This window comes from Microbacterium sp. CFSPD4_SD4, assembly GCF_057364585.1.
Map to the genome: position 1 here is coordinate 248499 of NZ_JBNFOC010000001.1, position 21208 is coordinate 269706.

21 protein-coding genes and 1 tRNA gene are annotated in these 21208 nt (G+C 70.2%); 16 read left to right on the forward strand and 6 right to left on the reverse strand.

What is annotated here, in order from left to right:
- Nucleotides 1-28 precede the first annotated feature (28 nt).
- Nucleotides 29-2581: an aminopeptidase N gene (gene pepN, locus AC2W7E_RS01250; protein WP_485988389.1), complete on the reverse strand. Its 2553-nt coding sequence runs from the start codon at nucleotides 2579-2581 to the stop codon at nucleotides 29-31.
- Between the two features lie 170 nt (nucleotides 2582-2751).
- On the opposite strand from pepN, the gene AC2W7E_RS01255 reads away from it, so the two are divergent.
- From AC2W7E_RS01255 to AC2W7E_RS01275, 5 genes are read left to right on the forward strand one after another with little or no spacing between them, the layout of a single operon-like run.
- Nucleotides 2752-3936: a ferrochelatase gene (locus AC2W7E_RS01255; protein ID WP_485988390.1), complete on the forward strand. Its 1185-nt coding sequence runs from the start codon at nucleotides 2752-2754 to the stop codon at nucleotides 3934-3936.
- Nucleotides 3937-3969: 33 nt separating this feature from the next.
- Nucleotides 3970-4455: a ribose-5-phosphate isomerase gene (locus tag AC2W7E_RS01260; protein WP_060922011.1), complete on the forward strand. Its 486-nt coding sequence runs from the start codon at nucleotides 3970-3972 to the stop codon at nucleotides 4453-4455.
- Nucleotide 4456: 1 nt separating this feature from the next.
- Complete coding sequence (locus AC2W7E_RS01265) at nucleotides 4457-5455, forward strand: Fpg/Nei family DNA glycosylase (protein ID WP_025103401.1); 999 nt, start codon at nucleotides 4457-4459, stop codon at nucleotides 5453-5455.
- A 42-nt stretch (nucleotides 5456-5497) separates the two neighbouring features.
- On the forward strand, nucleotides 5498-6139 hold the full coding sequence (locus tag AC2W7E_RS01270) for an FMN-binding negative transcriptional regulator (protein ID WP_025103402.1): 642 nt from the start codon (nucleotides 5498-5500) through the stop codon (nucleotides 6137-6139).
- Complete coding sequence (locus tag AC2W7E_RS01275; protein WP_485988391.1) at nucleotides 6136-7632, forward strand: amidohydrolase; 1497 nt, start codon at nucleotides 6136-6138, stop codon at nucleotides 7630-7632. Before AC2W7E_RS01270 ends, AC2W7E_RS01275 begins: the two co-directional genes overlap by 4 nt.
- A 63-nt stretch (nucleotides 7633-7695) precedes the next feature.
- Here the strand turns inward: AC2W7E_RS01275 and AC2W7E_RS01280 are convergent, their stop codons facing one another.
- Nucleotides 7696-8181, reverse strand: coding sequence for a Dps family protein (locus tag AC2W7E_RS01280; protein WP_025103404.1), 486 nt, complete (start codon nucleotides 8179-8181; stop codon nucleotides 7696-7698).
- Between the two features lie 130 nt (nucleotides 8182-8311).
- On the opposite strand from AC2W7E_RS01280, the gene AC2W7E_RS01285 reads away from it, so the two are divergent.
- The 7 genes from AC2W7E_RS01285 (at nucleotide 8312) to AC2W7E_RS01315 (ending at nucleotide 13966) form a co-directional block, all read left to right on the forward strand.
- Complete coding sequence (locus tag AC2W7E_RS01285; RefSeq protein WP_338566029.1) at nucleotides 8312-8848, forward strand: gamma carbonic anhydrase family protein; 537 nt, start codon at nucleotides 8312-8314, stop codon at nucleotides 8846-8848.
- Nucleotides 8849-8876: 28 nt separating this feature from the next.
- Nucleotides 8877-8950 (forward strand) — tRNA-Ile (locus tag AC2W7E_RS01290).
- Nucleotides 8951-9045: 95 nt separating this feature from the next.
- A complete protein-coding gene (locus tag AC2W7E_RS01295) occupies nucleotides 9046-9558 on the forward strand; it encodes a hypothetical protein (protein ID WP_485988392.1) in 513 nt (170 codons plus the stop codon).
- A gap of 306 nt (nucleotides 9559-9864) precedes the next feature.
- Nucleotides 9865-11631: a DUF5979 domain-containing protein gene (locus tag AC2W7E_RS01300; protein ID WP_485988393.1), complete on the forward strand. Its 1767-nt coding sequence runs from the start codon at nucleotides 9865-9867 to the stop codon at nucleotides 11629-11631.
- A gap of 52 nt (nucleotides 11632-11683) precedes the next feature.
- A complete protein-coding gene (locus AC2W7E_RS01305; protein ID WP_485988394.1) occupies nucleotides 11684-12286 on the forward strand; it encodes a hypothetical protein in 603 nt (200 codons plus the stop codon).
- Between the two features lie 99 nt (nucleotides 12287-12385).
- Nucleotides 12386-13597: a globin domain-containing protein gene (locus AC2W7E_RS01310; protein ID WP_485988395.1), complete on the forward strand. Its 1212-nt coding sequence runs from the start codon at nucleotides 12386-12388 to the stop codon at nucleotides 13595-13597.
- Nucleotides 13598-13705: 108 nt separating this feature from the next.
- Nucleotides 13706-13966 (forward strand): DUF6458 family protein, encoded by a 261-nt coding sequence (locus AC2W7E_RS01315; protein WP_025103410.1) that lies wholly within the window; start codon nucleotides 13706-13708, stop codon nucleotides 13964-13966.
- Between the two features lie 53 nt (nucleotides 13967-14019).
- On the opposite strand, the gene AC2W7E_RS01320 is transcribed toward AC2W7E_RS01315, so the two are convergent.
- On the reverse strand, nucleotides 14020-14337 hold the full coding sequence (locus AC2W7E_RS01320) for a DUF7882 family protein (RefSeq protein WP_060921991.1): 318 nt from the start codon (nucleotides 14335-14337) through the stop codon (nucleotides 14020-14022).
- Nucleotides 14338-14522: 185 nt separating this feature from the next.
- On the reverse strand, nucleotides 14523-15437 hold the full coding sequence (locus AC2W7E_RS01325; protein WP_085607936.1) for a helix-turn-helix transcriptional regulator: 915 nt from the start codon (nucleotides 15435-15437) through the stop codon (nucleotides 14523-14525).
- 135 nt (nucleotides 15438-15572) lie between these two features.
- Between AC2W7E_RS01325 and AC2W7E_RS01330 the strand changes: the two genes are divergently transcribed.
- On the forward strand, nucleotides 15573-16472 hold the full coding sequence (locus tag AC2W7E_RS01330) for an alpha/beta fold hydrolase (RefSeq protein WP_485988396.1): 900 nt from the start codon (nucleotides 15573-15575) through the stop codon (nucleotides 16470-16472).
- Here the strand turns inward: AC2W7E_RS01330 and AC2W7E_RS01335 are convergent.
- Nucleotides 16444-16917, reverse strand: a complete 474-nt coding sequence (locus tag AC2W7E_RS01335; protein WP_025103414.1) for an Lrp/AsnC family transcriptional regulator — start codon at nucleotides 16915-16917, stop codon at nucleotides 16444-16446. The two genes, AC2W7E_RS01330 and AC2W7E_RS01335, sit on opposite strands and share 29 nt — an antisense overlap.
- A 171-nt stretch (nucleotides 16918-17088) precedes the next feature.
- Here AC2W7E_RS01335 and pdhA point away from each other — a divergent pair, with 171 nt between their 5' ends.
- The 3 genes from pdhA to AC2W7E_RS01350 are packed head-to-tail and all read left to right on the forward strand — an operon-like array spanning nucleotide 17089 to nucleotide 20593.
- Nucleotides 17089-18204, forward strand: a complete 1116-nt coding sequence (gene pdhA, locus AC2W7E_RS01340; protein ID WP_249522084.1) for a pyruvate dehydrogenase (acetyl-transferring) E1 component subunit alpha — start codon at nucleotides 17089-17091, stop codon at nucleotides 18202-18204.
- A gap of 2 nt (nucleotides 18205-18206) precedes the next feature.
- Nucleotides 18207-19217: an alpha-ketoacid dehydrogenase subunit beta gene (locus AC2W7E_RS01345; protein WP_485988397.1), complete on the forward strand. Its 1011-nt coding sequence runs from the start codon at nucleotides 18207-18209 to the stop codon at nucleotides 19215-19217.
- Nucleotides 19214-20593: a dihydrolipoamide acetyltransferase family protein gene (locus AC2W7E_RS01350; RefSeq protein WP_485988398.1), complete on the forward strand. Its 1380-nt coding sequence runs from the start codon at nucleotides 19214-19216 to the stop codon at nucleotides 20591-20593. Before AC2W7E_RS01345 ends, AC2W7E_RS01350 begins: the two co-directional genes overlap by 4 nt.
- Here the strand turns inward: AC2W7E_RS01350 and AC2W7E_RS01355 are convergent.
- Complete coding sequence (locus AC2W7E_RS01355) at nucleotides 20586-21188, reverse strand: TetR/AcrR family transcriptional regulator (protein ID WP_249521902.1); 603 nt, start codon at nucleotides 21186-21188, stop codon at nucleotides 20586-20588. The two genes, AC2W7E_RS01350 and AC2W7E_RS01355, sit on opposite strands and share 8 nt — an antisense overlap.
- Between the last annotated feature and the right edge of the window lie 20 nt (nucleotides 21189-21208).

Genomic DNA, 21208 nt, shown 5'->3' on the forward strand with positions numbered 1-21208 from the left:
GGCCCGTGTCGGTGTCGGCGGTGGAGGGTCAGTCCTCGGCGTCGCGGGACTGCGCGGCGAGGGCGCGCTCCACGTCCGCGAGGTTCTCCAGCACGAGACGGCGCAGAGCGGGCGGCGCGTCCTGGTGCTCGGAGAGCCAGCCCCGCGTCGCGTCGCGCAGCGCGACGTCGGCGAGAGCGGTGGGAAAGAGCCCGACGATCAGGTACTGCGCGATCTGGTAGGTCCGCGACTCCCACACCGGCAGGAGCATGTCGAAGTACTGCGGCACGAAGGCGCCCAGCACCTCCGCACCCGCCGGGTGGACGAAGCCGAGCGCCGCCGAGCGGACAATCGTGTTCGGGGCGTCGTCGCGCGCGATCAGCGCATCCCAGGCCTCCTGCTTCGCGGCCGCGTCCGGAAGAGCGGCGCGCGCCTGCGCGGCGAACTCCGCACCCTTCGCGGTGTTGTCGGCGGCGAGCGCGGCGTCGATGGCCCCGGCGTCGGTCGCACCGATCGTCGCGAGGCCGACGAGCAGCTGCCAGCTCAGGTCGGCGTCCACGTCGAGCCCGGGGAGCGTCTCCTCACCCGAGCGCAGACGCCCGACGATGCCGGCGTGCTCCGGAGTCACCAGGTTGTTCGCGAAGGCGGTGACGAACTGGAGCTGGCTGTCGCTGCCGGCCTCCGCCGACTCGGCGAGTGCCCAGAGGCCATCCGCCACCTTCAGCCGTGCGGCTTCGCGCTCCGCCGGGGCGACGTAGAGCGTCGCGGCCGTGCGCAGCTGCGCGAGGGTGGTGCGGACCGTGGTGGACTCGGTCTCCCGGCCGATGTTGCCGAGAACGAGGTCGATGTAGTCGGACGCCGCCGTCTCCGCGTCGCGGGTCTCGTCCCAGGCGGCTCCCCAGACGAGCGAGCGGGCGAGGGGATCGTGGATGTCGGCGAGATGGGCGATCGCGGTCGCGAGCGACTTCTCGTCGAGACGGATCTTCGCGTACGCGAGGTCGTCGTCGTTGAGGAGGATGAGGTCGGGACGGTCGAGGCCCTGGAGCTCGGGGACCTCGGTGCGGTCGCCGTCCACGTCGACCTCGATGTGATGGGTGCGCGTGAGCGCGCCGTCCTGCAGCGAGTAGAAGCCGATGCCGAGACGGTGCGGACGGATGGTCGGGTAGTCGGCCGGAGCCGTCTGGGTGATGGCGAAGCGCGAGATCCTGCCGTTGTCGTCCTCGGCCACGACGGGCTCGAGGGTGTTCACACCGGCCGTCTCCAGCCACTTCTTCGACCAGGTGCCGAGATCGCGGCCGCTCGTGGCCTCCAGCTCCGTCAGGAGGTCGCTGAGCTCGGTGTTGCCCCAGGAGTGCTTCTGGAAGTACTGCGAGACACCGGCGAAGAACGCCTCGACGCCGACCCACGCGGCGAGCTGCTTGAGGACCGAGCCGCCCTTGGCGTAGGTGATGCCGTCGAAGTTGACCTGCACGTCCTCGAGGTCGTTGATCTCGGCGACGATCGGGTGCGTGGAGGGGAGCTGGTCCTGGCGGTAGGCCCAGGTCTTCTCCATCGCGTTGAAGGTGGTCCAGGCCTCGGTCCACTCGGTCGCCTCGGCCGTTGCGATGGTGGACGCCCACTCCGCGAACGACTCGTTGAGCCAGAGGTCGTTCCACCACTTCATGGTGACGAGATCGCCGAACCACATGTGGGCGAGCTCGTGCAGGATCGTCACGACGCGACGCTCCTTGACGGCGTCGGTCACCTTGCTGCGGAAGACATACGTCTCGGTGAACGTCACCGCTCCCGCGTTCTCCATCGCGCCGGCGTTGAACTCGGGCACGAAGAGCTGGTCGTACTTGGCGAACGGGTACGGCACGCCGAACTTCGACTCGAAGTAGGCGAAGCCCTCACGGGTCTTGTCGAAGATGTAGTCGGCGTCCAGGTGCTGCCAGAGGCTCTTGCGTCCGTAGACGCCGAGCGGGATCACGCGGCCCGAGGCGCTGGTGAGCTCCGAGAAGGTGGCCTCGTACGGTCCGGCGACGAGGGCCGTGATGTAGGAGGAGATCCGGGGCGTGGGCTCGAAGCCCCAGGTGGCCGAGACCCCGTCGTCGTGGACGATGGGCTCCGGGGTGGGGGAGTTGGAGACGACCTTCCACTCCGCGGGGGCGGTCACCGTGAACTGGAAGGTGGCCTTGAGGTCGGGCTGCTCGAAGACGGCGAACACGCGACGGGAGTCGGGCACCTCGAACTGCGAGTAGAGGTACACCTCGCCGTCCACCGGGTCGACGAAGCGGTGCAGGCCCTCGCCGGTGTTGGTGTACAGGCAGTCGGCGTCGACGACGAGGACGTTCTCCTCCTGCAGCCCGGCGAGTGCGATCCGGGAGTCGGCGAAGACCTCGCGCGGGTCGAGCTGCTCTCCGTTGAGCGAGATCTCGCGCACGTCGCGGGCGATGAGGTCGATGAAGGTGAAGCTGTCGGGGGACGCGGAGAAGCGCACGACGCTCCGGGAGCCGAAGACCTCGGCGCCCTTGGTCAGATCGAGGGCGACCTCATAGGAGTGCGTGTCGACGACGTCGCGGCGCTCCTGCGCTTCGATTCGGGTGAGGTTCTCTCCAGGCAAAGCTGTACTCCCAGGGGTGAGGGGATGTAACCGGGGGTCGGCGCAGTTGGCGCCGACGGCAACCATGACAGCCTACGCCAGAGCGACGCGCGCGCCGTCGATCCTCACGAACCGGGGATAGTCACGGTCGTGCGGACGCTCGTCGTCCGCGGAGATGGGAAGATGGAGGGGTGACCGCGATCGAGCCGAATGTCGTTCCCTTTGCCTCGCCCGCCGCTGCCGGCGGCGACCCCTATGTGACCACGCCCGTCGCCTACGACGCCATCCTCTTGGCGAGCTTCGGCGGCCCGGAGGGCCAGGAGGACGTGATCCCCTTCCTCCGGAACGTGACGCGTGGTCGGGGCATCCCGGACGAGCGGCTGGAGGAGGTCGCGCACCACTACCGTCACTTCGGCGGCGTGAGCCCGATCAACGGCCAGAACCGCGTGCTCAAGGAGGCGCTGGAGAAGGCGCTCGTGGCCCGGGGGATCGACCTCCCGGTGTACTGGGGCAACCGCAACTGGGGTCCGTACCTCGAGAACGTGCTCCCCGAGGCGTCGGCCAACGGCCACACCACCCTCCTCGCCTTCGCAACGAGCGCCTACAGTTCGTTCTCCAGTTGCCGCCAGTACCGCGAGGACTTCGCCCGCGTGCTCACCGACACCGGCCTCGGCGAGACGGTCACCATCGACAAGATCCGTCCCTTCTACGACCACCCCGGCTTCGTCGAGGCCTTCGAGGCGGGCGTGCGGGAGTCGGTGCAGGGCTACCTCGACCAGGGGTTCGCGCCGACCGAGATCCAGGTCCTCTTCTCCACGCACAGCATCCCGACCGCCGACGCCGAGCGCTCCGGCGCCCGCGACATCGACTGGGGCGAGGGCGGGGCCTACGCCGCCCAGCACCTCGCCGTGTCGGAATGGACGATGGAGCAGGTGCGGGCCGCCGTCCCGGGAGCCGCCGACGTGCCCTGGGAGCTGGTCTACCAGTCGCGTTCCGGCCCCGCGTCGCAGCCCTGGCTGGAGCCCGACGTCTGCGACGTGATCGCGGAGCTCCCGGCGCGCGGTCGCAAGGCGGTCATCGTGGTCCCCGTCGGCTTCATGAGCGATCACATGGAGGTCCTCTGGGATCTCGACACCGAGGCCGCCGAGGCCGCGGAGGAGGCGGGCCTCGCCTTCGTCCGCACGCCGACGCCCGGTGTCCGCGAGGCTTTCGTCGAGGGCATCGTCGACCTCATCGAGGAGCGCCTGCAGGGTCGCCCGAACGCGGAGCGTCCGCACGTCACCGATCTGCCCGGCGCGTTCGACGTCTGCCGTCCCGGGTGCTGCGAGAACGTGCGCGCGGGGTTCAAGCCCGCGGCTGCCGGCATCGCCCCCTGAGTCGCGGGCAGAGCGGATCCTAGGATGGAGACCATGCGCATCCACATCGCCACCGATCACGCCGGACTCGAGTTCTCGACCCGGCTGCAGGAGCATCTCCGCGCCGCGGGGCACGAGGTGATCGACCACGGTCCGGTGGAGTACGACGCGCTCGACGACTACCCGGCCTTCTGCATCCGGGCGGCGCAGGCCGTCGTCGTGGATCAGGCGACAGGGGTGCCGGCGCTCGGCGTCGTCTTCGGGGGCTCGGGCAACGGCGAGCAGATCGCCGCGAACAAGGTCGCCGGGGTCCGCGCAGCGCTCGTCTGGAACCTCTCCACGGCCGAGCTCGCGCGGGAGCACAACGACGCGAACGTCATCTCCATCGGAGCTCGTCAGCACACCTACGACGAGGTCACGGCGTTCATCGACCGGTTCATCGCCACGCCGTTCTCCGGCGACGAGCGGCACGTCCGGCGCATCGGACAGATCGCCGACTTCGAGCGCGACGGCTCGCTCCTCCCGGACCCCCGAGCCTGACATGCCCGAGGGACATTCCGTCCACCGCATCGCGCGGCAGTTCGATCGCAACTTCGTCGGCAAGACGATGAGCGCCTCCAGCCCGCAGGGACGCTTCGCCGAGGGCGCCGCGGTGCTCGACGGACGCCAGGCCGTGAGCGTGCAGGCCGTGGGCAAGCAGATGTTCCTCGAGGCGGAGGGTGACCTCTGGCTGCGCGTGCATCTCGGTCTCTACGGTGCCTGGGATTTCGCGGGGGAGATCCTCGTCGACCCCACCATCGCGTCGGCCAACGGCAGGATGGGCCAGACCAATCAGCGCGGCACCACTCTCGACGAGGCGATCCTCGACGACGCGGGGGAGAACTCCCTCGCCTCGATCGGGGCGCCGCGGCGCGCCAGGGTCCACGTGCGGATGTCCGAGCAGACCAAGGGGCTGACCGACGAGGTCGACGAATGGCCGCCGCCCGTGGTGGGTCAGGTGCGGCTGCGCCTCATGACCGACATCACGGTGGCCGACCTGCGCGGTCCCACCGCCTGCGTGTTGCAGACTCCCGAGGAGATGCTGGCGACGGTGGCCAAGCTCGGTCCCGATCCGCTCGTCGGCGATCCGGCGGAGAACGAGGAGCGGTTCGTCCGCGCCGTGCGGAAGAAGCCGACCCCGATCGCGCTGCTGCTGATGGACCAGGCGGTCGTCAGCGGCATCGGCAACGTGTACCGCGCCGAGATGCTCTACCGGCAGCGGCTGAACCCGCACACGCCCGGCCGCGACGTGCCGGAGGATGTCGTCAGGGCGCTCTGGCATGACTGGGTGCGACTGCTGGCCATCGGCGTGGAGACGGGTCAGATGATGACCATGGACGGGCTGTCTCCCGAGCAGTACCGCGCCGCGATGGCGAGCCGCGACGATCGTCACTGGGTCTACCACCGGGCCGGCCTGCCGTGCCGGGTCTGCGGGACCGAGATCGCGCTGGAGGAGATCGGCGCCCGCAAGCTGTACTGGTGCCCGCGCTGTCAGGCCTGAGGGCGGGATCCCCGGGGCTCCCGCCGCTCTAGGCTGGGATCCATGCGACAGAATCCGAGCTTCACGCTCGCCGATGTGGCCGAGATCCGCCGCGTCATCGACGCCAACCCGTGGGCGACGGTGGTGAGTGCGCCTGAGGACGGTCTGGTCGCCTCGCACTATGCCGTCCTCCTCGACGACGACCGCGATGATCTGACGGTCGTGGGGCACGTGGGCCGCCCGGACGACGCCATCCACGGCCTGGGGGAGCGGGAGATCCTGCTCGCCTTCCAGGGGCCGCACGGGTACGTCTCCCCGGGCTGGTACGGCGACGTTCCCGCGGTCCCGACCTGGAACTACACCGCGGTGCACCTGTCGGGCGTTCCCGAGATCCTCAGCACCGCGGAGAACCTCCGTGTGCTCGATGCCCTGGTCGCGCGGTTCGAGTCGCGGCTGCCCGACCCGCGCCTGATGTGGGAGCGTCCGAACGACGCGGCCTTCATCGAAAGACTCGAATCCGGAACGGTCGGCTTCCGCCTCACCCCGACGAAGGTCGTCGCCAAGCGGAAGCTGAGCCAGAACAAGCCCGCGGAGACCATCGAGGCGGTGATCGCGGCGCTGCATGCCGAAGGGCCGTATGCGAACGCCGCCCTCGCCGCGGAGATGCGTCGTGCACAGGACGCACGGACGGGTGGAAGGGCGTGAGCGCCCTCGGAGTCGAGGTCGGAACGGTCCGTGCCGTCCGCCCCGTCGGTCCGGGGCGGGAGTTCCTGCTGGATGATGAGCCGGTCGACCTCCACCTCGCCGACGCACGCATCGTCGACATCGCGCCGACCGGGGCCCTGCCGGCGCGCGGCGAGGTCATCGAGGCCGACGGTGCCTGGGCGGTGCCGGGGCTCTGGGACAACCATGTGCACACTGTGCAGTGGGCCCTCGCCGCGGAGCGCGTGCCGCTCGGCGCGGCGGACTCGGCCGCCGGGGCCGCGAGGTTGATGCGCGACGCGCCCGTGCTGCCGGACGGCCGACGGATCGGCACGGGGTTCCGGGACGCGCTGTGGCCGGATCGGCCATCCGTGGCCGCGCTCGATGCCGAGACGGGCGTCGTGCCCACCTACCTGATCAATGCGGACGTGCACAGCGTCTGGCTGAACTCGGCGGCCCTGGCGCGCGAAGGCTTCCGCGGAGACGACGGTCTGCTCCGCGAGGAGGACGCGTTCGAGATCTCCCGGCGGCTCAATGCCGTCGATCCTGCCCACAGCGATGAGGCGGTCATCCGCGCGGGGGCGGCCGCCGCGGCACGGGGCGTGACCGGTCTGGTCGACTTCGACATGGCGTGGAACGCCGATGCCTGGCCGCGACGGATCCTCGCGGGCTTCGCCGCGCACCGTGTCGAGTTCGCGTTCTACCCGGCGGATCTCGATCGGGCGATCGCCGCGGGCCTCCGCACGGGGGAGCGCCTTGCGGTGACGGATCCGACCGGGCTTGTCGGGTCCCTCGTGCGGGTCGGGTCGTTGAAGGTGATCAGCGACGGCTCGCTCGGCACCCGTACGGCGGCGTGCTCACACTCCTACCCCGGCGACCCCGCGAACTTCGGGGTGCTGACGGTGCCTCCGGACGAGCTCACGGCGCTGCTGACCACTGCGGCGGGAGCGGGGATCGAGGTCGCCGTGCACGCGATCGGCGATCGCGCCGTGACGGCGGCCCTCGACGCGTTCGGCGCTTCCGGTGCCACGGGGTCGATGGAGCACGCGCAACTGGTGCGGCACGCCGACCTCGCCCGATTCGGCCGGCTCGGGGTGCGCGCGAGCGTCCAACCCCAGCATGCGGTGGACGACCGCGACCTCGTCGAGCACCACTGGGCGGAGCAGACCGCGATCGGCTACCCGCTCGCCTCGCTGCTGTCGGCGGGTGCGGAGGTGCGCTTCGGCTCCGATGCGCCGGTCGCGCCGCTCGACCCCTGGCATGCGATCGCCGCGGCGGTCTGGCGGACCGACGACGACCGGGCCGCCTGGCATCCGGAGGAGCGGGTGACGCTGGATCAGGCCCTCGAAGCGAGCGTCCGCACGTCGCTCCGCCCCGGTCAGGGCGCAGACATCGTGATCCTCGGAAGTGATCCTCGCACTGCGGACGCGGCGGGGCTCCGGACGATGCCCGTCACCACGACGCTGCTCGGCGGTCGCCTCACGCACGTCGCCTGAGGCGGCGCGTACACGACGAAGGGCGGCCCCGGATCGGAGCCGCCCTTCGTCGTGTGCGTGGTGTCAGGCCGCGATGTGCGACACGAGGAACCAGCGGTCCTTCTCCAGCCCGCGCTGGATCTCGATCGCCACGTCCTGACTCGTGAGGTCGACCTCGTCGAGGCCCTCCACGGCCGCCTTCACATCGACGAGGATCGCGTCGATGTCGGCGATCACGGCGCGGATCAGCTCGTCCGACTGCGCGAAGCCGGCCGGAACGCCGGTGGCGCCCGCCTTCTCGGCGACGGCGTTCACGCGCGCGTCGATCGGAAGGCCCAGAGCGACGATGCGCTCGGCGGCGGTGTCGGCGAAGTCTCCGGCGTGGGCGACGATCGTGTCGAGCAGCTCGTGCACGCCGACGAAGTTGGCGCCGCGGACGTGCCAGTGCGCCTGCTTGCCGTTGACGGTCAGCGCCTGGAGGCCGAGGACGACGGGGGAGAGGAACTGCGCCGCACCGGCGGCCACAGTCGGGTCGATGGCGGTGGTGGAAACGGTCTGGGCCTTGCTCATCTTCTTGCTCCTCCGAATGAAGTTCTCTGTCTGACGAGTACAACGTTACTCAGGCTCAGGCATTCCGCAAGGAAGCTGAGGCTCCACTCACTTCCGCGTGATTCCGGGGGAGTGAGGGTAGTCTCGCCTCATGAGCATCGCTGCCGGAGCCTCCGTCCTCGCCCTCCCGGATCGCACCCCCGAGCTCGACGACACCGCCTTCGTCGCGGACGGCGCCCGCATCGTCGGTGCGGTGTCTCTCGGAGCCGGTGCCAGCGTCTGGTACAACGCGGTGATCCGCGGTGACTCCTCGCCGATCGTCATCGGTCCTGGCAGCAACGTGCAGGACAACGTGTCGATCCACGTCGACGCCGGGCATCCCGTCCTCGTCGGGTCACGGGTGTCGATCGGGCACAACGCTGTCGTGCACGGCTGCACGATCGGTGACGGCTCTCTCATCGGGATGGGGGCCGTCGTCCTCAGCGGCGCCGTGATCGGAGAGGGCTGCCTGATCGCCGGCGGTGCCGTCGTGCTGGGTGGGACCGAGGTGCCGCCGGGTTCCCTCGTGGCAGGCGTGCCGGCGAAGGTGCGCAGGGCGCTCTCCGACGACGAACGCGCCGCGCTGCTGGCGAATGCCGCGATCTACCTGGAACACGTGGCCACGCACACGCAGGCGAGCGAGGCGTGAGACCTCCCCCCGCTAGGCTGGGCGGTACGGGGCGGTGGCCAAGCTGGTTAAGGCAGTGGGCTCATAACCCAACGATCGTCGGTTCAAGTCCGACCCGCCCTACTCCCTGGCCTCGTCTGTCGTAATCGTCGCGGCGCTCTCCCGTCTCTCCTCTGGAGGTCGCGACGCCCGTCAGCCTCCGGATCGGAGCAGGAGCCATGTCGACCACGAGTGTGCCGAACGCGGAGACGCGTCGTCGGATCGAGGACGTGGGGCAGCTCGCGTTGCGTCTCGCGATCGCGGCGAGCTTTGCCCTCGCGGTCGCCGACCGTTTCGGAGTCCTCGGTGGCCCGGGGGCTGATGGCGTGTCGTGGGGGTCGTGGACGATCTTCCGTGCGTACACCGCGCAGCTCGTCCCTGTCCCCGTCGACGTGGTGGTGGACACGGCGGCCGTCCTGGCGACGGCTCTGGAGACCATCCTCGCTCTGCTGCTGGCTGTCGGGCTGTGGACCCAGCTGGCGGCGGGAGTCGCCGCGCTGCTCACGGTGACGTTCGGCGTGACGATGCTCGCCTTCCTCGGGCCGCTCGCACCGTTCCGGTACCCGGTCTTCGTCTTCACGGCCGCCGCGATCCTGCTCGCGGGGCTGAAGCGCTATCGCTGGAGCATCGATGCGCTGCGAAAGGAGGTGCCGGGAGCGGGGAGAGACAACGATGCCCCCGGCACCAGGTAGACGGCGAATGCCTCTACAGACGGACGGACGCGTCGGAAGGGGAAGCGATCCGTCACAGGAGAGATGACGAGGTGACCGTTTCATGACGCCGTTTTCCGCAGGATCACGGCATATTGCGTGTGCCGCGAGAAACCCGTTCGGCCGAACCGCGTAATAGAACGCGTCGTTCTGCATCCCTTCCTGGGGACATCACTCGCGAGGAAGAAGCCATCCGCGCGAGTTCATCGATCATCTGGGGAGTCGAAAGTGCCAGTCATTCAGCATGCAATCAGATCGGGCGCGCGGGGAACGCGCCTGACGACGTTCGTGGGTGCTCTGCTCGCGATTTGTCTGGCGGCCCTGGCGGCCGTCATCGCGACGCCGGCGACGGCCCGCGCTGCGGAGGTCACGGGGATCACCTCGTTGACCATCACCGAACCCACCGACCAGATCAAGGTCTGGGACCGGATCGCGTTCGAAGCGACCTGGGCAGTGCCGGACACGGCGACCGCGGGGGACACGTTCCGCCTCGCCTTTCCGACGAGCCCGAGCCTGACCGGGGTGCGCGATTCCTTCGCCCTGACGGCGCCGGACGGCCAGACCGTCGGAACCTGCGAGGTGTCGACCGGTGAGCTCGTGTGCACGCTCACGGATTACGTGGACAGCCACACCGACGTCAGCGGCACCCTGCACTTCCGCGCCAGGGCGGACGAGGAGACCACGCTGACGGAGATCCCGTTCACGACAGGCGGCGGAACCGTCGTCCCGGTCGACGTCCCCGGCGGGATCGGACCGGTCCCGGAGTTCCCGGCGCCGACGACCCCGACCAAGTGGGGCGACGTGACGCTCGACGGTCGGAACATCGCATGGGGCGTGAACATCCCGTCCTCCGCGCTGGCCGGGGAGGCCCCGACGCTCACCGACACGTTCACAGCCGGCCTCGTGCTCGATCCCGCGTCCGTCACCGTGGCGTACGTGCTCGCGAAGGACTGGGCGGGAGGCAAGTACACCGTGTCCACGGCGCTGCAGTCGGGCAGCGATTTCACCGTCACGGAGGTCAGCTCCGAGTCGTTCACGGTGACAGTGAACGCGCCGATCGTCGCCGACGCGATCTACGTGCTCCGCTACAAGACGGCACTGCCCACTGACGTCCGTCCCGGTGATGCGTTTCACAACACCGTGACCGGCTCCCGGTGGGTCACCGAGAGCACACCGGTCATCTACTCCCAGGGCGGGGGAGATGGCGAAGGGGTGCTCCCGGTCGGCGGGTTCACCGTGACCAAGGAGGTCAGCGGTGCCGGCGCGGCTCTGGTGCCCGACGACCGCGAGTTCCGGGTGGCCTACTCGTATCAGCGCGCAGGACAGGCGGTGGAGGGCGAGCTCGCCTTGCGGTCCGGGCAGACCGATGGCCTGAAGGATCTGCCGGCGGGCACGGTCGTCACCCTGTCTGAGGTCACGCCGGCGGACGTCGACGGCGTGACCTGGCAGGCGCCGGTCTTCTCCGGCACCGGTGTGGCGATCACCGATGGCGGCGCGACCGTCACCATCCCGCGGGGGGCGACGGTCGCGGTGACGCTCACCAACCCGACGACGGTCACGCCGCCGCCGGTCGGAGGCTTCACGGTGACCAAGAACGTCACGGGTCCGGGCGCGTCGCTGGTCCCTGCGGACCAGACGTTCACGGTGGAGTACTCGTACGAGCTCGCGGGACAACTTGTCGCCGGTGAACTCGCGCTCCGCGCTGGCAAGAGCGACGGACTCGCGGATCTGCCGGCGGGAACGGTCGTCACGCTCCGCGAGAAGGCGCCGAGCTCCGTGGAGGGCGTCACGTGGAAGAGCCCGCGCTTCGCCGGCGCCGGAGTCGACGGCGGCGACGGCGGTGCCACGCTCACGATCGCCGAAGACGCGACGGTCGCGGTCGTGCTCACCAACGGGACCGCGGTCACTCCTCCGCCCACGCCGGGCGGTGAGCTCGCCCTGACCGGGGCCGAGGGGCCGACCGGCCCGATCCTCCTGGGAGCGCTGCTGCTGCTCGCCGGAGTCGTGGCGCTCGGCGTCCGTCACCGGGTCTCGGGTTCGCGCACCGGCGACTGAGGGCCGGGAGGGGCCACGCCGATCGATCACGCGACGACTTCACCGTCGTCGCGTGATCGATCGCGCCGTTCAGCGTCCTGTCGTCGTCGAGGGGCTCTCCCTCGACGACGACATCGATGCCGCAGCGCGTCGGAGAAGGGCACCTCTCATGACCAAGACGCTCCTCGCCCGTACCTCGGCCGCCCTCGGCCTCGCCGCCGCTCTCTCGCTCGGCGGGGCGGTGCTCGCTTCCGCCGCTCATGCTGAGTCGACGTCCGCGGATCCGGCGGCGTCGAGTACGCAGAGCACCGGCGTTCTCACGCAGCGCGTCGGGGCGGCGTGTCTCTTCTTCCAGTACACGTTCAACATGAGTCCGACCGATCCCCAGGTGGGGGACACCGTGACGTACACCATGCAGTTCCTCAACAACGGCGAGGTCGACTCGACGAAGAGCGCGCTCGCGTTCCGCCTGGACGGCCTCCTCGACGACTCGACCTGGGCGGCGTCCACCCTGGAGGCGACCTCCGGTCGCCCTTCCGTCGCGGGGAATGCCGTCACGTGGAACGGGCCGCTCGATGCCGGAGACAGCGTCGTGCTGCGCTTCACCGGCGTGTGGACCGGCGACGGCGATGGGCTCGCGTTCCCGCGGGTCGAGTCGTACGGCTACGTGAGGTGAAGGGCGGCCGCGCGCCGCGGCCCCGTTTTCCACGGTATCCGCGGCGGCGTGGCGCGCTCGTCGTCGAGAGGCTGAACGGACACCGACCGAAAGGCAGTCATGCAGCTCTCCACGGACTCCGAAGTCATCGTCCGCGCCACCGCCGGCGTCGTCGCCGCACACGCCGACGAGATCACCGCCCTGTTCTACCGGCGGATGTTCGAGGCGCATCCTGAGCTGTTGAACGTCTTCAACCGCGCGCATCAGGTCCAGGGCGATCAACCCAAGGCGCTGGCGGCGTCCGTCGTGGCGTTCGCCGTGCACCTCATCGATCCGGACGCGCCGGACTTCTCCCCGGTGATGCGACGCATCGCCCACCGCCACGTCTCCTTGGGTATCTCGGCGCGCCAGTACACGATCGTGGGCCGCTATCTCCTGGCCGCTGTCGATGACGTACTCGGCGACGCGATCACGCCGGCAGTGCATGCGGCGTGGGACGAGGTGTACTGGCTCTTCGGCTGCTCCCTCATCGCCGAGGAGGCGCGGCTCTACGCGGACGCCGGCACGGACCCGGACAACCCGTGGCGACCGCACCGGGTCGTCGACCGCGTGGAGGAGGCTCGCGACGTCATCTCCCTCAGCCTGGAGCCGGTGGACGGTCGCCGAGCGCCCCATCGCATCGGGCAGTACGTGGCCGTCGCCGTCGACCTCCCTGACGGCACGCGCCAGCCCCGGCAGTACACGATCTCCTCGTCGACGCCCGAGGCCTCACTGCGCGTCACCGTGAAGCGCGTGCGCGGCGCGGACGGCGCACCAGACGGGCAGGTGTCGACCTGGCTGCACGAGAACGCCCACGTCGGAACGGTGCTCGACGTCTCCCAGCCTGCCGGGGACCTGCTTCTCGATGACTCCGATGACGCGCTGGTCCTCATCTCGGCGGGAATCGGCATCACGCCCGTCGCAGCGATGGTGGGCGACCTCGCGCGACGGCGTCCCGACCGGTCGGTGCGCCTGTTCCACGTGGACCGCGAGCCGGAGACCCACGCCCTCGTCTCGGACGTGCGCGCCCACGCGCAGCGGTTGAGCGACGTCCGCACCCTGACCTGGTACTCGGCGAGTGAAGCGGAGGGCCCGGCGGTGCGTTCCGGCCGGATGGATCTCGCCGAGATCGACCTCCCGCCGACACCGCGCGTGTTCCTCTGCGGGCCGCTGCCGTTCATGCAGGCGATCCGAAACGCTCTGACGGCACGCGGCATCGCCCCGGACCGCATCGACTACGAGGTCTTCGGTCCGGACCTCTGGGCACGACAGCCGAAGACCGCCGCGGCCTGACCCCACTGCGAAAGACCTGCGTGCGGCCGTGTCAAGCCCCTCCTCGAGGCCGTGGCGAACTGACATGCTCCCCGAGAGCGGCACCGCGCCGCGGGAACGGGAGAGACTATGAGCATCGGCAGCGGAATCGCGCTCTTCGTCATCGGAGCGATCCTCGTGTTCGCGATCAACGTCGACGTGCCGTGGGTCGACCTGGACATGGTCGGCTACATCCTCATGGGTGCCGGCGTGATCATCTTCCTCATCGGCATCGTGCTCCTCGCGCGTCGGCGTCGCACGGAGACGGTGTCGCGCACGTACGTGGACCCGGCGACGGGCGAGCCCACGACCCGGCGTTCCGTCAGCTCGAGCTCCGACGACGGGCTCTGAGCGCACGCACACAGGAAGGAGAAGGGCCGCGGGAGAACCCGCGGCCCTTCTCGTCAGACGACGTCCGCGCCTTCGAGATGCTCCTCGACGAGGGTGATGCCCCCGCTCGAGTTCGCGGAGTGCGCGAGCTCCTCGATCCAGCGCCGGCTCAGCTCGGGCGTCTCGGCCTCGTCGAAGACGAAACGGAGCGGGATCGACGGGTGCAGCCACAGCGTGGACCGGCCGGGAGCATCGCCCTCCGGGTGGCGCCAGGAGAGCGTGAAGCTCTCGTTCCGCCGCAACTTCGTGGCGATCACGACCTTGAGGTGCGCGAGCGCACGGTCTTCGATCTGGATCGGCGTCTGGGTGTCGCCGTAATACAGGCTGCCCATCGTCAGCCCACCTTCGCGGCGGGGGCTGCGGGAATGTTCATGGCGCTCCTTGGGAACGTGGGGGGAAGACGGCAGACCGCTCCCGGGGATACTTGGACTCTAGCCAATTTGCGCACGACATCGTGCGCATCAGGGCGACGCGCCGTCCGGTGCGAACAGAGTATGCGCGCGGTGTCAGTCGGCCGTCATAGAGCGGTCAGGACGGGCGGATTCCCGTACGCCTCGCGATACGCCACGGCGAAGCGGGAGACGTTGCTGAACCCCCATCGGCGCGCGATCGCGGACACCGACGTGCCCTTGCCGTGTCGCAGATCCCGATGCGCGCCGTCGAGCCGGGCGCGCCGCAGGGCCTCGTTCGGTGTCATGTCGAGCGCGCGACGGAACGCGTACTGCAGGCCTCGGGTGGACATGAAGGCGGCCGCCGCGACGTCGTCCACCGTGATGGGCAGGTGTGCGTTGTCCTCGATGAACGCGAGGGCGCGACGCACCGAGGCCGGCGCCGCGGAGCGTTGGGCCGGACGGTGCAGCGACTCGCTGAAGGTGGTGGGGAACGCCGACATGGTCAGCAGCAGGGCGTGGCGCTCGAGCTCGGCGGCGATGAGGGGGTCGGCGCCATCCGGACCGAACGAGCCGTCGATGTAGGAGAACATCCGCTCCCACCGTGCCCCGTCCTCCCGCGTGTGCGGAGCGAGTCCGGTGGCGCGGAGCTCGAGGCGGTCGTCGCCGGTGATCTGCCTGATCGAGTCGCGCGCCGCCGCGCGATCGAACACGAGAGCACGGACGCGGGCGACCTGGTTCCACTTCGCCTCGACCCGGACGCCGTCCGTGAGCCATGGCTGACCGGCGTCGAGTCCTTGCCGGCCCGACCAGATCCGGGCGTCGGCGGCATCGACGCGACACACCAGCAGCTGATCCTCCGGCTCGGCGCGGGAGTGCACCTGGGCCGCGAGCTGATAGCGGACGAGCGACATGGACGCCGCCTCCACCGAGCGCCAGTCGAAGCGGAACCGGCGGGGGTCCACGTCCTGGAGGGTCGCCGAGGGCACGAACTGCTGCCAGGTGGACTCCACCTGCTCGATGTCCGTGGATGTGAACTGCACCGACACTCCTTGCTGCGCCTCGTCCGGGTGGCCGGGGCTTCTTGGACACTAACCCACGCCACTGACAAGACGGTGAGGACGCCCCGGGGGTATCCGTCGGGAAGGCGGGAGTGCCGAGGCTCGTAGACTCGGACCATGAGTGTGCCTTCCCCGTATGCGGAGCGATTGAGCCGGATTCCGGTGCAGCGCCAGGAGGTGGAGGTGCGCGGGGGAACGACGGCGTACTGGGTCTACGGTCCGGACGACGCCGAGACGACCGTCATCGCGGTTCACGGCTTCCGAGGCGAGCACCACGGTCTCGAGTCGGTCCTCGCCTTCCTTCCGGAGCTGCGCGTGCTCGCGCCCGATCTGCCCGGATTCGGGGAATCCGCCCCGCTGCCCGGTCGTCGCCACGACCTGCAGGAGTACGCGGGATGGGTGACCGACTTCGCCGCGGCGACAGCGCCGGGGGCGGTCATCCTCGGCCATTCCTTCGGCTCCATCGTGGCCGCCGCCGCCGTGGCCGGAGGGCTCGAGACGCCGCGGCTGATCCTCGTGAACCCCATCGGCGCACCGGCGCTGGAGGGTCCGAAGGGCGTCATGACCCGACTCGCAGTGCTGTACTACGCGCTCGGCGCCAAGCTCCCGCCGCGGATCGGGACCGCGTTGCTGCGGAATCGGATGATCGTCCGCGTGATGAGCATGACCATGGCGAAGACGCGGGACCCCGAGTTGCGGCGCTTCATCCACGACCAGCACGACACCTACTTCTCGCGGTTCTCCGATCGCGACGTGCTGCACGACGCCTTCGTCGCGAGCGTCTCGCACGACGTCAGGGAGTTCGCCCCCGCGATCGACGTGCCCACGCTCCTCATCGCCGCACAGCGCGACGACATCACCCCGATCGAGGCGGAACGGAAGCTGGTGACGCTCTTCCCCGACGCGTCTCTCGTCGAGATCGCCCAGGTGGGTCACCTGATCCACTATGAGACGCCGGCGGAAGCGGCCGGCGCGATCCGTCGGTTCCTCAGGATTCCCGTCGGGCGAGGCCGATGAGCCCGGCCACTCGGAACGGGATCACCTCACCCATGGCGAGCGAGGTCTCGGTCCGCTCCACACCCTCGATCGAGAGGATCCGGGCGTCCGTGTCGAACAGATGACGGGCGTCGCGGCACGCCACGCGCGCCAGCAGGTCGATGGAGCCGCTCAGACCGTGTGCCTGGACGACCTCCGGGATGCGCGCCAGCTCGTTGATGATGCGGGGGAGCTCGGTCTGGCGGACGCCGATGCTGACGAACGCCTGCAGCGGGAACCCGAGGACGTCGGGGGAGAAGGCGCGCTCGTAGGAGAGGAAGACGCCGCTCTGCTCCAGCCGGGCCATCCGCGCCTGGATGGTGTTGCGCGACAGGCTCATGCGCTCGGCGAGAGCGACGATCGTCACGCGCGGGTCGTCGGCGAGGGCCGCGAGAAGCTCCAGGTCGATCCGGTCCAGTCCAGGCATAGTGCCAAACCCTAGCAGCACGGCATCGGAGAAAAATGAGCAACATGCTCAATCGGCGTTGAGTTGCTTGAGCGAGGTGTTGACCGGACGTACCCTCAGACCATGCCGGTGATGACGCCGGCTCCATTGTGCGTCGCCCCACGAGGGCCGCCAGGGACGAGGAGGACGATGATGTCGCCGCAGACCACCCCCATCGCGGACACCGCCCAGGATCTCGAGCTGTCGGAGCGGATCCTCGCTCCGGACGGGACCCGCGTCGCGAACGCCCGCCTCGACCCGTTCGTCGCCGATGTCGACGCCGCGCAGCTGCGCGCCCTGCATCGCGACATGGTCATCCTCCGCCGGATCGACGCCGAAGGTGTCGCCCTGCAGCGCCAGGGGCAGCTCGGTCTCTGGGCGCCGTGCCAGGGGCAGGAGGCCACGCAGATCGGCACCGCCCGGGCCCTCGATCCGCAGGACTACGTCTTCCCGAGCTACCGTGAGACCGGCGTGATCTACGCCCGCGGCGCCCAGCCGGGGGACTACGTGCGCATGTGGCGCGGCGAGGAGGGTGCCGCCTACGATCCCGCGGTCCTGCGGGTCGCTCCGCTGCAGATCATCATCGGCGCCCAGACCCTGCACGCGGTCGGGTACGCCCTCGGCATCCGGCACGAGAAGGCCCCGGAGGTCGCCGTGACCTACTTCGGAGACGGGGCCACCAGTCAGGGGGACGTGAACGAGGCGATGATCTTCGCCGCGTCCTACCAGGCGCCGGTCGTGTTCGTCTGCCAGAACAACCACTGGGCCATCTCCGAGCCGGTCGCGGTGCAGTCGCAGTACCCGATCGCGGGACGCGCCCCCGGATTCGGGATCCCGAGCCTCCGCGTGGACGGCAACGACGTCCTCGCGTGCCTGGCGGCGATGCGCTGGGCGCTGGAGCACGCGCGCTCCGGGAAGGGGCCGGCCTACATCGAGGCGGTGACCTACCGGATGGGTCCGCACACCACCGCGGACGACCCCACCAGGTACCGGGACGAGGCCGAGCTGGAGTCGTGGCGGCGCCGCGACCCCATCGCGCGCATCGAGGCGTACCTCCGCGCCACCGGCGACCTCACCGCGGAGCACGTCGCCGAGACGCAGGCGGCTGCGGACGCCATCGCCAAGGAGATGCGCGCGACCTGCCTGGGCATGATCACCCGTCCGCCGCTGGCGGTCTTCGACGGCGTCTACGCCGAGCCGCACACGGGTCTGGAGCGGCAGCGCGACGAGTACGCCGCTTATCTGGCGTCGTTCGAGGGTGAGGCGTGACCATGACCGAGCTCACTCTCGGCAAGGCGCTCGGCGCCGGCCTGCGTCAGGCGATGCGCGACGACGAGAAGGTGGTGCTGCTGGGGGAGGACATCGGCAAGCTCGGCGGTGTCTTCCGGATCACGGACGGCCTCCTCGACGAGTTCGGGGCGGCGCGGGTCATCGACACCCCCCTCGCGGAGTCTGGGATCGTCGGCACGGCCGTCGGCCTCGCCTTCCGCGGCTACCGCCCGGTCGTCGAGATCCAGTTCGACGGGTTCGTCTACCCGGCCTTCGACCAGATCGTCTCTCAGGTCGCGAAGCTGCACTACCGCACCCAGGGGCGGGTGAAGATGCCGATCACGATCCGGATCCCCTGGGCTGGCGGCATCGGTGCCGCGGAGCATCATTCCGAGTCTCCGGAGGCGTACTTCGCGCACACGGCCGGCCTTCGGGTGGTCGCGGTGTCGAACCCGGAGGACGCCTACCGGAGTCTTCGCCAGGCGATCGCCTCGGACGACCCCGTCGTGTTCTTCGAGCCCAAGCGGCTCTATCACCACAAGGGGGAGGTCGACCTGGAGGCCCCGCTCGCGGATGCCCCGCCGATGGGTATCGCGCGGGTGGTGCACCCGGGCACCGACGTCACCGTCCTCACCTACGGGGCCATGGTGAGCACCGCGCTGCAGGCGGCGGAGGCCGCGGAGGACGAGGGCATCGCCCTGGAGGTGATCGACCTGCGGTCGCTCTCGCCGGTGGACTACGACTCCGTCGCCGCCTCGGTGCGCAAGACCGGGCGTGTGGTCGTGGCGCACGAGGCCTCCCGGGAAGCCGGACTCGCCGCGGAGGTCATCGCGAGCGTGACCGAGCGCTGCTTCGAGTACCTGGAGTCCGCTCCGCTGCGGGTCACCGGCCACGACGTGCCCTACCCGCCGGCCAAGCTCGAGAAGTATCACCTGCCGGACCTCGACCGGATCCTCGATGCGGTCGACCGCGTGATGGATCGCCCGCACAGCCTGACGGGAGCAGACGCATGATCGCCGAATTCCGTCTCCCCGACCTCGGCGAAGGACTCACCGAGGCCGAGGTCGTGCAGTGGCTCGTCGGGCCCGGCGACAGCGTCGCCCTGAACCAGACCCTCGCGGAGGTCGAGACGGCCAAGGCCGTCGTCGAGCTGCCGTCGCCGTACGAGGGCACGGTGTCGACCCTGCACGCGGACGCGGGAGAGACCGTCGCCGTGGGAGCGCCGCTGATCGCCTTCGACATCGAGGGGGACGACCCTCCGGCGGCGCCGTCCGGTGGCGAGCAGGAGTCCTCCGCGGAGAAGGCGCAGCCGAACCTCGTGGGCTACGGAGCCGCCCCGACCTCGAGCGGACGCCCCGCGCGCCGGGCACGGCGCCGGAGTGCCGCCCCGGTGGCCTCGGCGGCCGACACGGCCGTTCTCGAGGCGGCTCCGCACGACGCGACGCCATCGGTCGCGGTCGAGCCCGTTCTGGAGCGACCACGGTCCACCCCTCCGGTGCGCGCCTACGCCAAGCGACGGGGCGTCGACCTCGTCCTCGTCGCCGCGGAAGTCGGCGACCGCGTGATCACGAGGGCAGACGTGGATGCGTATGCGGAGCGCATCGGAGCGGAGCCGTCGCGGCTGGTCGGGGCACCCGAGCGCGAGACCACCCCGATCTCCGGAACTCTCCCGCGCGCGGAGGGGAGGCCGCGGGAGACGCGCATCCCGATCCGCGGGGTCCGCAAGCACACGGCGGCGGCGATGGTGCAGAGCGCCTTCACCGCCCCGCACGTCACGGTGTTCCACACGGTCGATGTGACCGCGACCATGGAGATGCTGGCACGTCTCCGCGACGACCGAGCGCTCTCGGAGCATCGGATCGGCCCGCTCGCCGTCGTCGCGAAGGCGGTCTGCCTCGCCCTGCGCCGTGCTCCGGGCCTGAACGCGCGATGGGACGAGGAGTCCGGGGAGATCGTCGAGTACGGCTTCGTCGACCTGGGCATCGCCGCCGCGACCGAGCGTGGTCTCATCGTGCCGATGATCCGGGACGCGGAGCGGATGAATCTGGTGGAGCTGTCCGCAGCGATCCGTGCCCTCGCGGAGACCGCGCGTGCGGGGAAGACCTCGCCGGCCGAACTCGCCGGAGGTACGTTCTCGCTGTCGAACATCGGGGTGTTCGGGGTGGACGCCGGAACACCGATCCTCCCGCCGGGGCAGTCCGGCATCCTCGCGGTCGGCGCCGTGCGTCGGCAGCCGTGGGAGTACCGCGGGGAGATCGCGCTGCGTCAGCTCATGACGCTGAGCCTGTCCTTCGACCACCGCCTCGTGGACGGGGCCGAGGGCGCGACGTTCCTCAAGGACGTGGCGGACATCCTCGAGGACCCGGGGCGGGCGATGCTGCTCAGCTAGCGGCGCGCAGCGCGGCCTCGGCCATCGCGACCAGCACGGTCGCGGTGGCCGCGTGCCGTCTCGTCGCGGCGCGGGTGCTGTGCGGGGTCGAGTTGATGAGACCGAAGCACGCCTGCACGCGCAGCCGCAGCTCGTCGCGGTCCAGGGGCTCCGGACGATCCAGGGCGGCGAGCGCATCCATCCAGAGCTCGATGTAGGCGCGCTGCAGGCGGCGGACCTCGGCGCGGTCGTCGTCGTCGAGGAAGGCGAGGTCCCGGTCCTGCACCTGGATCACCTCGGCGTTGCCGAGCGCGAACTCGACGTGGAAGCGGATGAGTCCGCGCATCCGCTCGTCGGCTGCCGTCGTCTCCGCGGACACGCGTCGTCCGCCCGCGACGAGGTCCTGACTGACCTTGACCAGGACCGCGCCGAGAAGGGCCTGCTTCCCGGCGAAGTGGCGGTACACGGCAGGCCCGGACACGCCGACGGCGGCGCCGATGTCCTCCAGGCTCACGCCGCTGTACCCGCGCGCGGCGAAGAGCCGTGCCGCGGCATGCAGAAGCGCGTCGGAGCGTTCCGCCTTGGCGCGGTCGCGGGCGGTGGCGGGGCTTGTCATCTCAGTTAATCCTCGCTAAC

Coding starts and splice junctions, on each gene's coding strand:
- AC2W7E_RS01260 (WP_060922011.1), top strand. CDS start 3,970: ATGCGCATCCACATCGCCACCGATCACGCCGGACTCGAGTTCTCGACC.
- AC2W7E_RS01265 (WP_025103401.1), top strand. CDS start 4,457: ATGCCCGAGGGACATTCCGTCCACCGCATCGCGCGGCAGTTCGATCGC.
- AC2W7E_RS01270 (WP_025103402.1), top strand. CDS start 5,498: ATGCGACAGAATCCGAGCTTCACGCTCGCCGATGTGGCCGAGATCCGC.
- AC2W7E_RS01280 (WP_025103404.1), bottom strand. CDS start 8,181: ATGAGCAAGGCCCAGACCGTTTCCACCACCGCCATCGACCCGACTGTG.
- AC2W7E_RS01285 (WP_338566029.1), top strand. CDS start 8,312: ATGAGCATCGCTGCCGGAGCCTCCGTCCTCGCCCTCCCGGATCGCACC.
- AC2W7E_RS01295 (WP_485988392.1), top strand. CDS start 9,046: ATGTCGACCACGAGTGTGCCGAACGCGGAGACGCGTCGTCGGATCGAG.
- AC2W7E_RS01310 (WP_485988395.1), top strand. CDS start 12,386: ATGCAGCTCTCCACGGACTCCGAAGTCATCGTCCGCGCCACCGCCGGC.
- AC2W7E_RS01315 (WP_025103410.1), top strand. CDS start 13,706: ATGAGCATCGGCAGCGGAATCGCGCTCTTCGTCATCGGAGCGATCCTC.
- AC2W7E_RS01320 (WP_060921991.1), bottom strand. CDS start 14,337: ATGGGCAGCCTGTATTACGGCGACACCCAGACGCCGATCCAGATCGAA.
- AC2W7E_RS01330 (WP_485988396.1), top strand. CDS start 15,573: ATGAGTGTGCCTTCCCCGTATGCGGAGCGATTGAGCCGGATTCCGGTG.
- AC2W7E_RS01335 (WP_025103414.1), bottom strand. CDS start 16,917: ATGCCTGGACTGGACCGGATCGACCTGGAGCTTCTCGCGGCCCTCGCC.
- pdhA (WP_249522084.1), top strand. CDS start 17,089: ATGTCGCCGCAGACCACCCCCATCGCGGACACCGCCCAGGATCTCGAG.
- AC2W7E_RS01345 (WP_485988397.1), top strand. CDS start 18,207: ATGACCGAGCTCACTCTCGGCAAGGCGCTCGGCGCCGGCCTGCGTCAG.
- AC2W7E_RS01350 (WP_485988398.1), top strand. CDS start 19,214: ATGATCGCCGAATTCCGTCTCCCCGACCTCGGCGAAGGACTCACCGAG.
- AC2W7E_RS01355 (WP_249521902.1), bottom strand. CDS start 21,188: ATGACAAGCCCCGCCACCGCCCGCGACCGCGCCAAGGCGGAACGCTCC.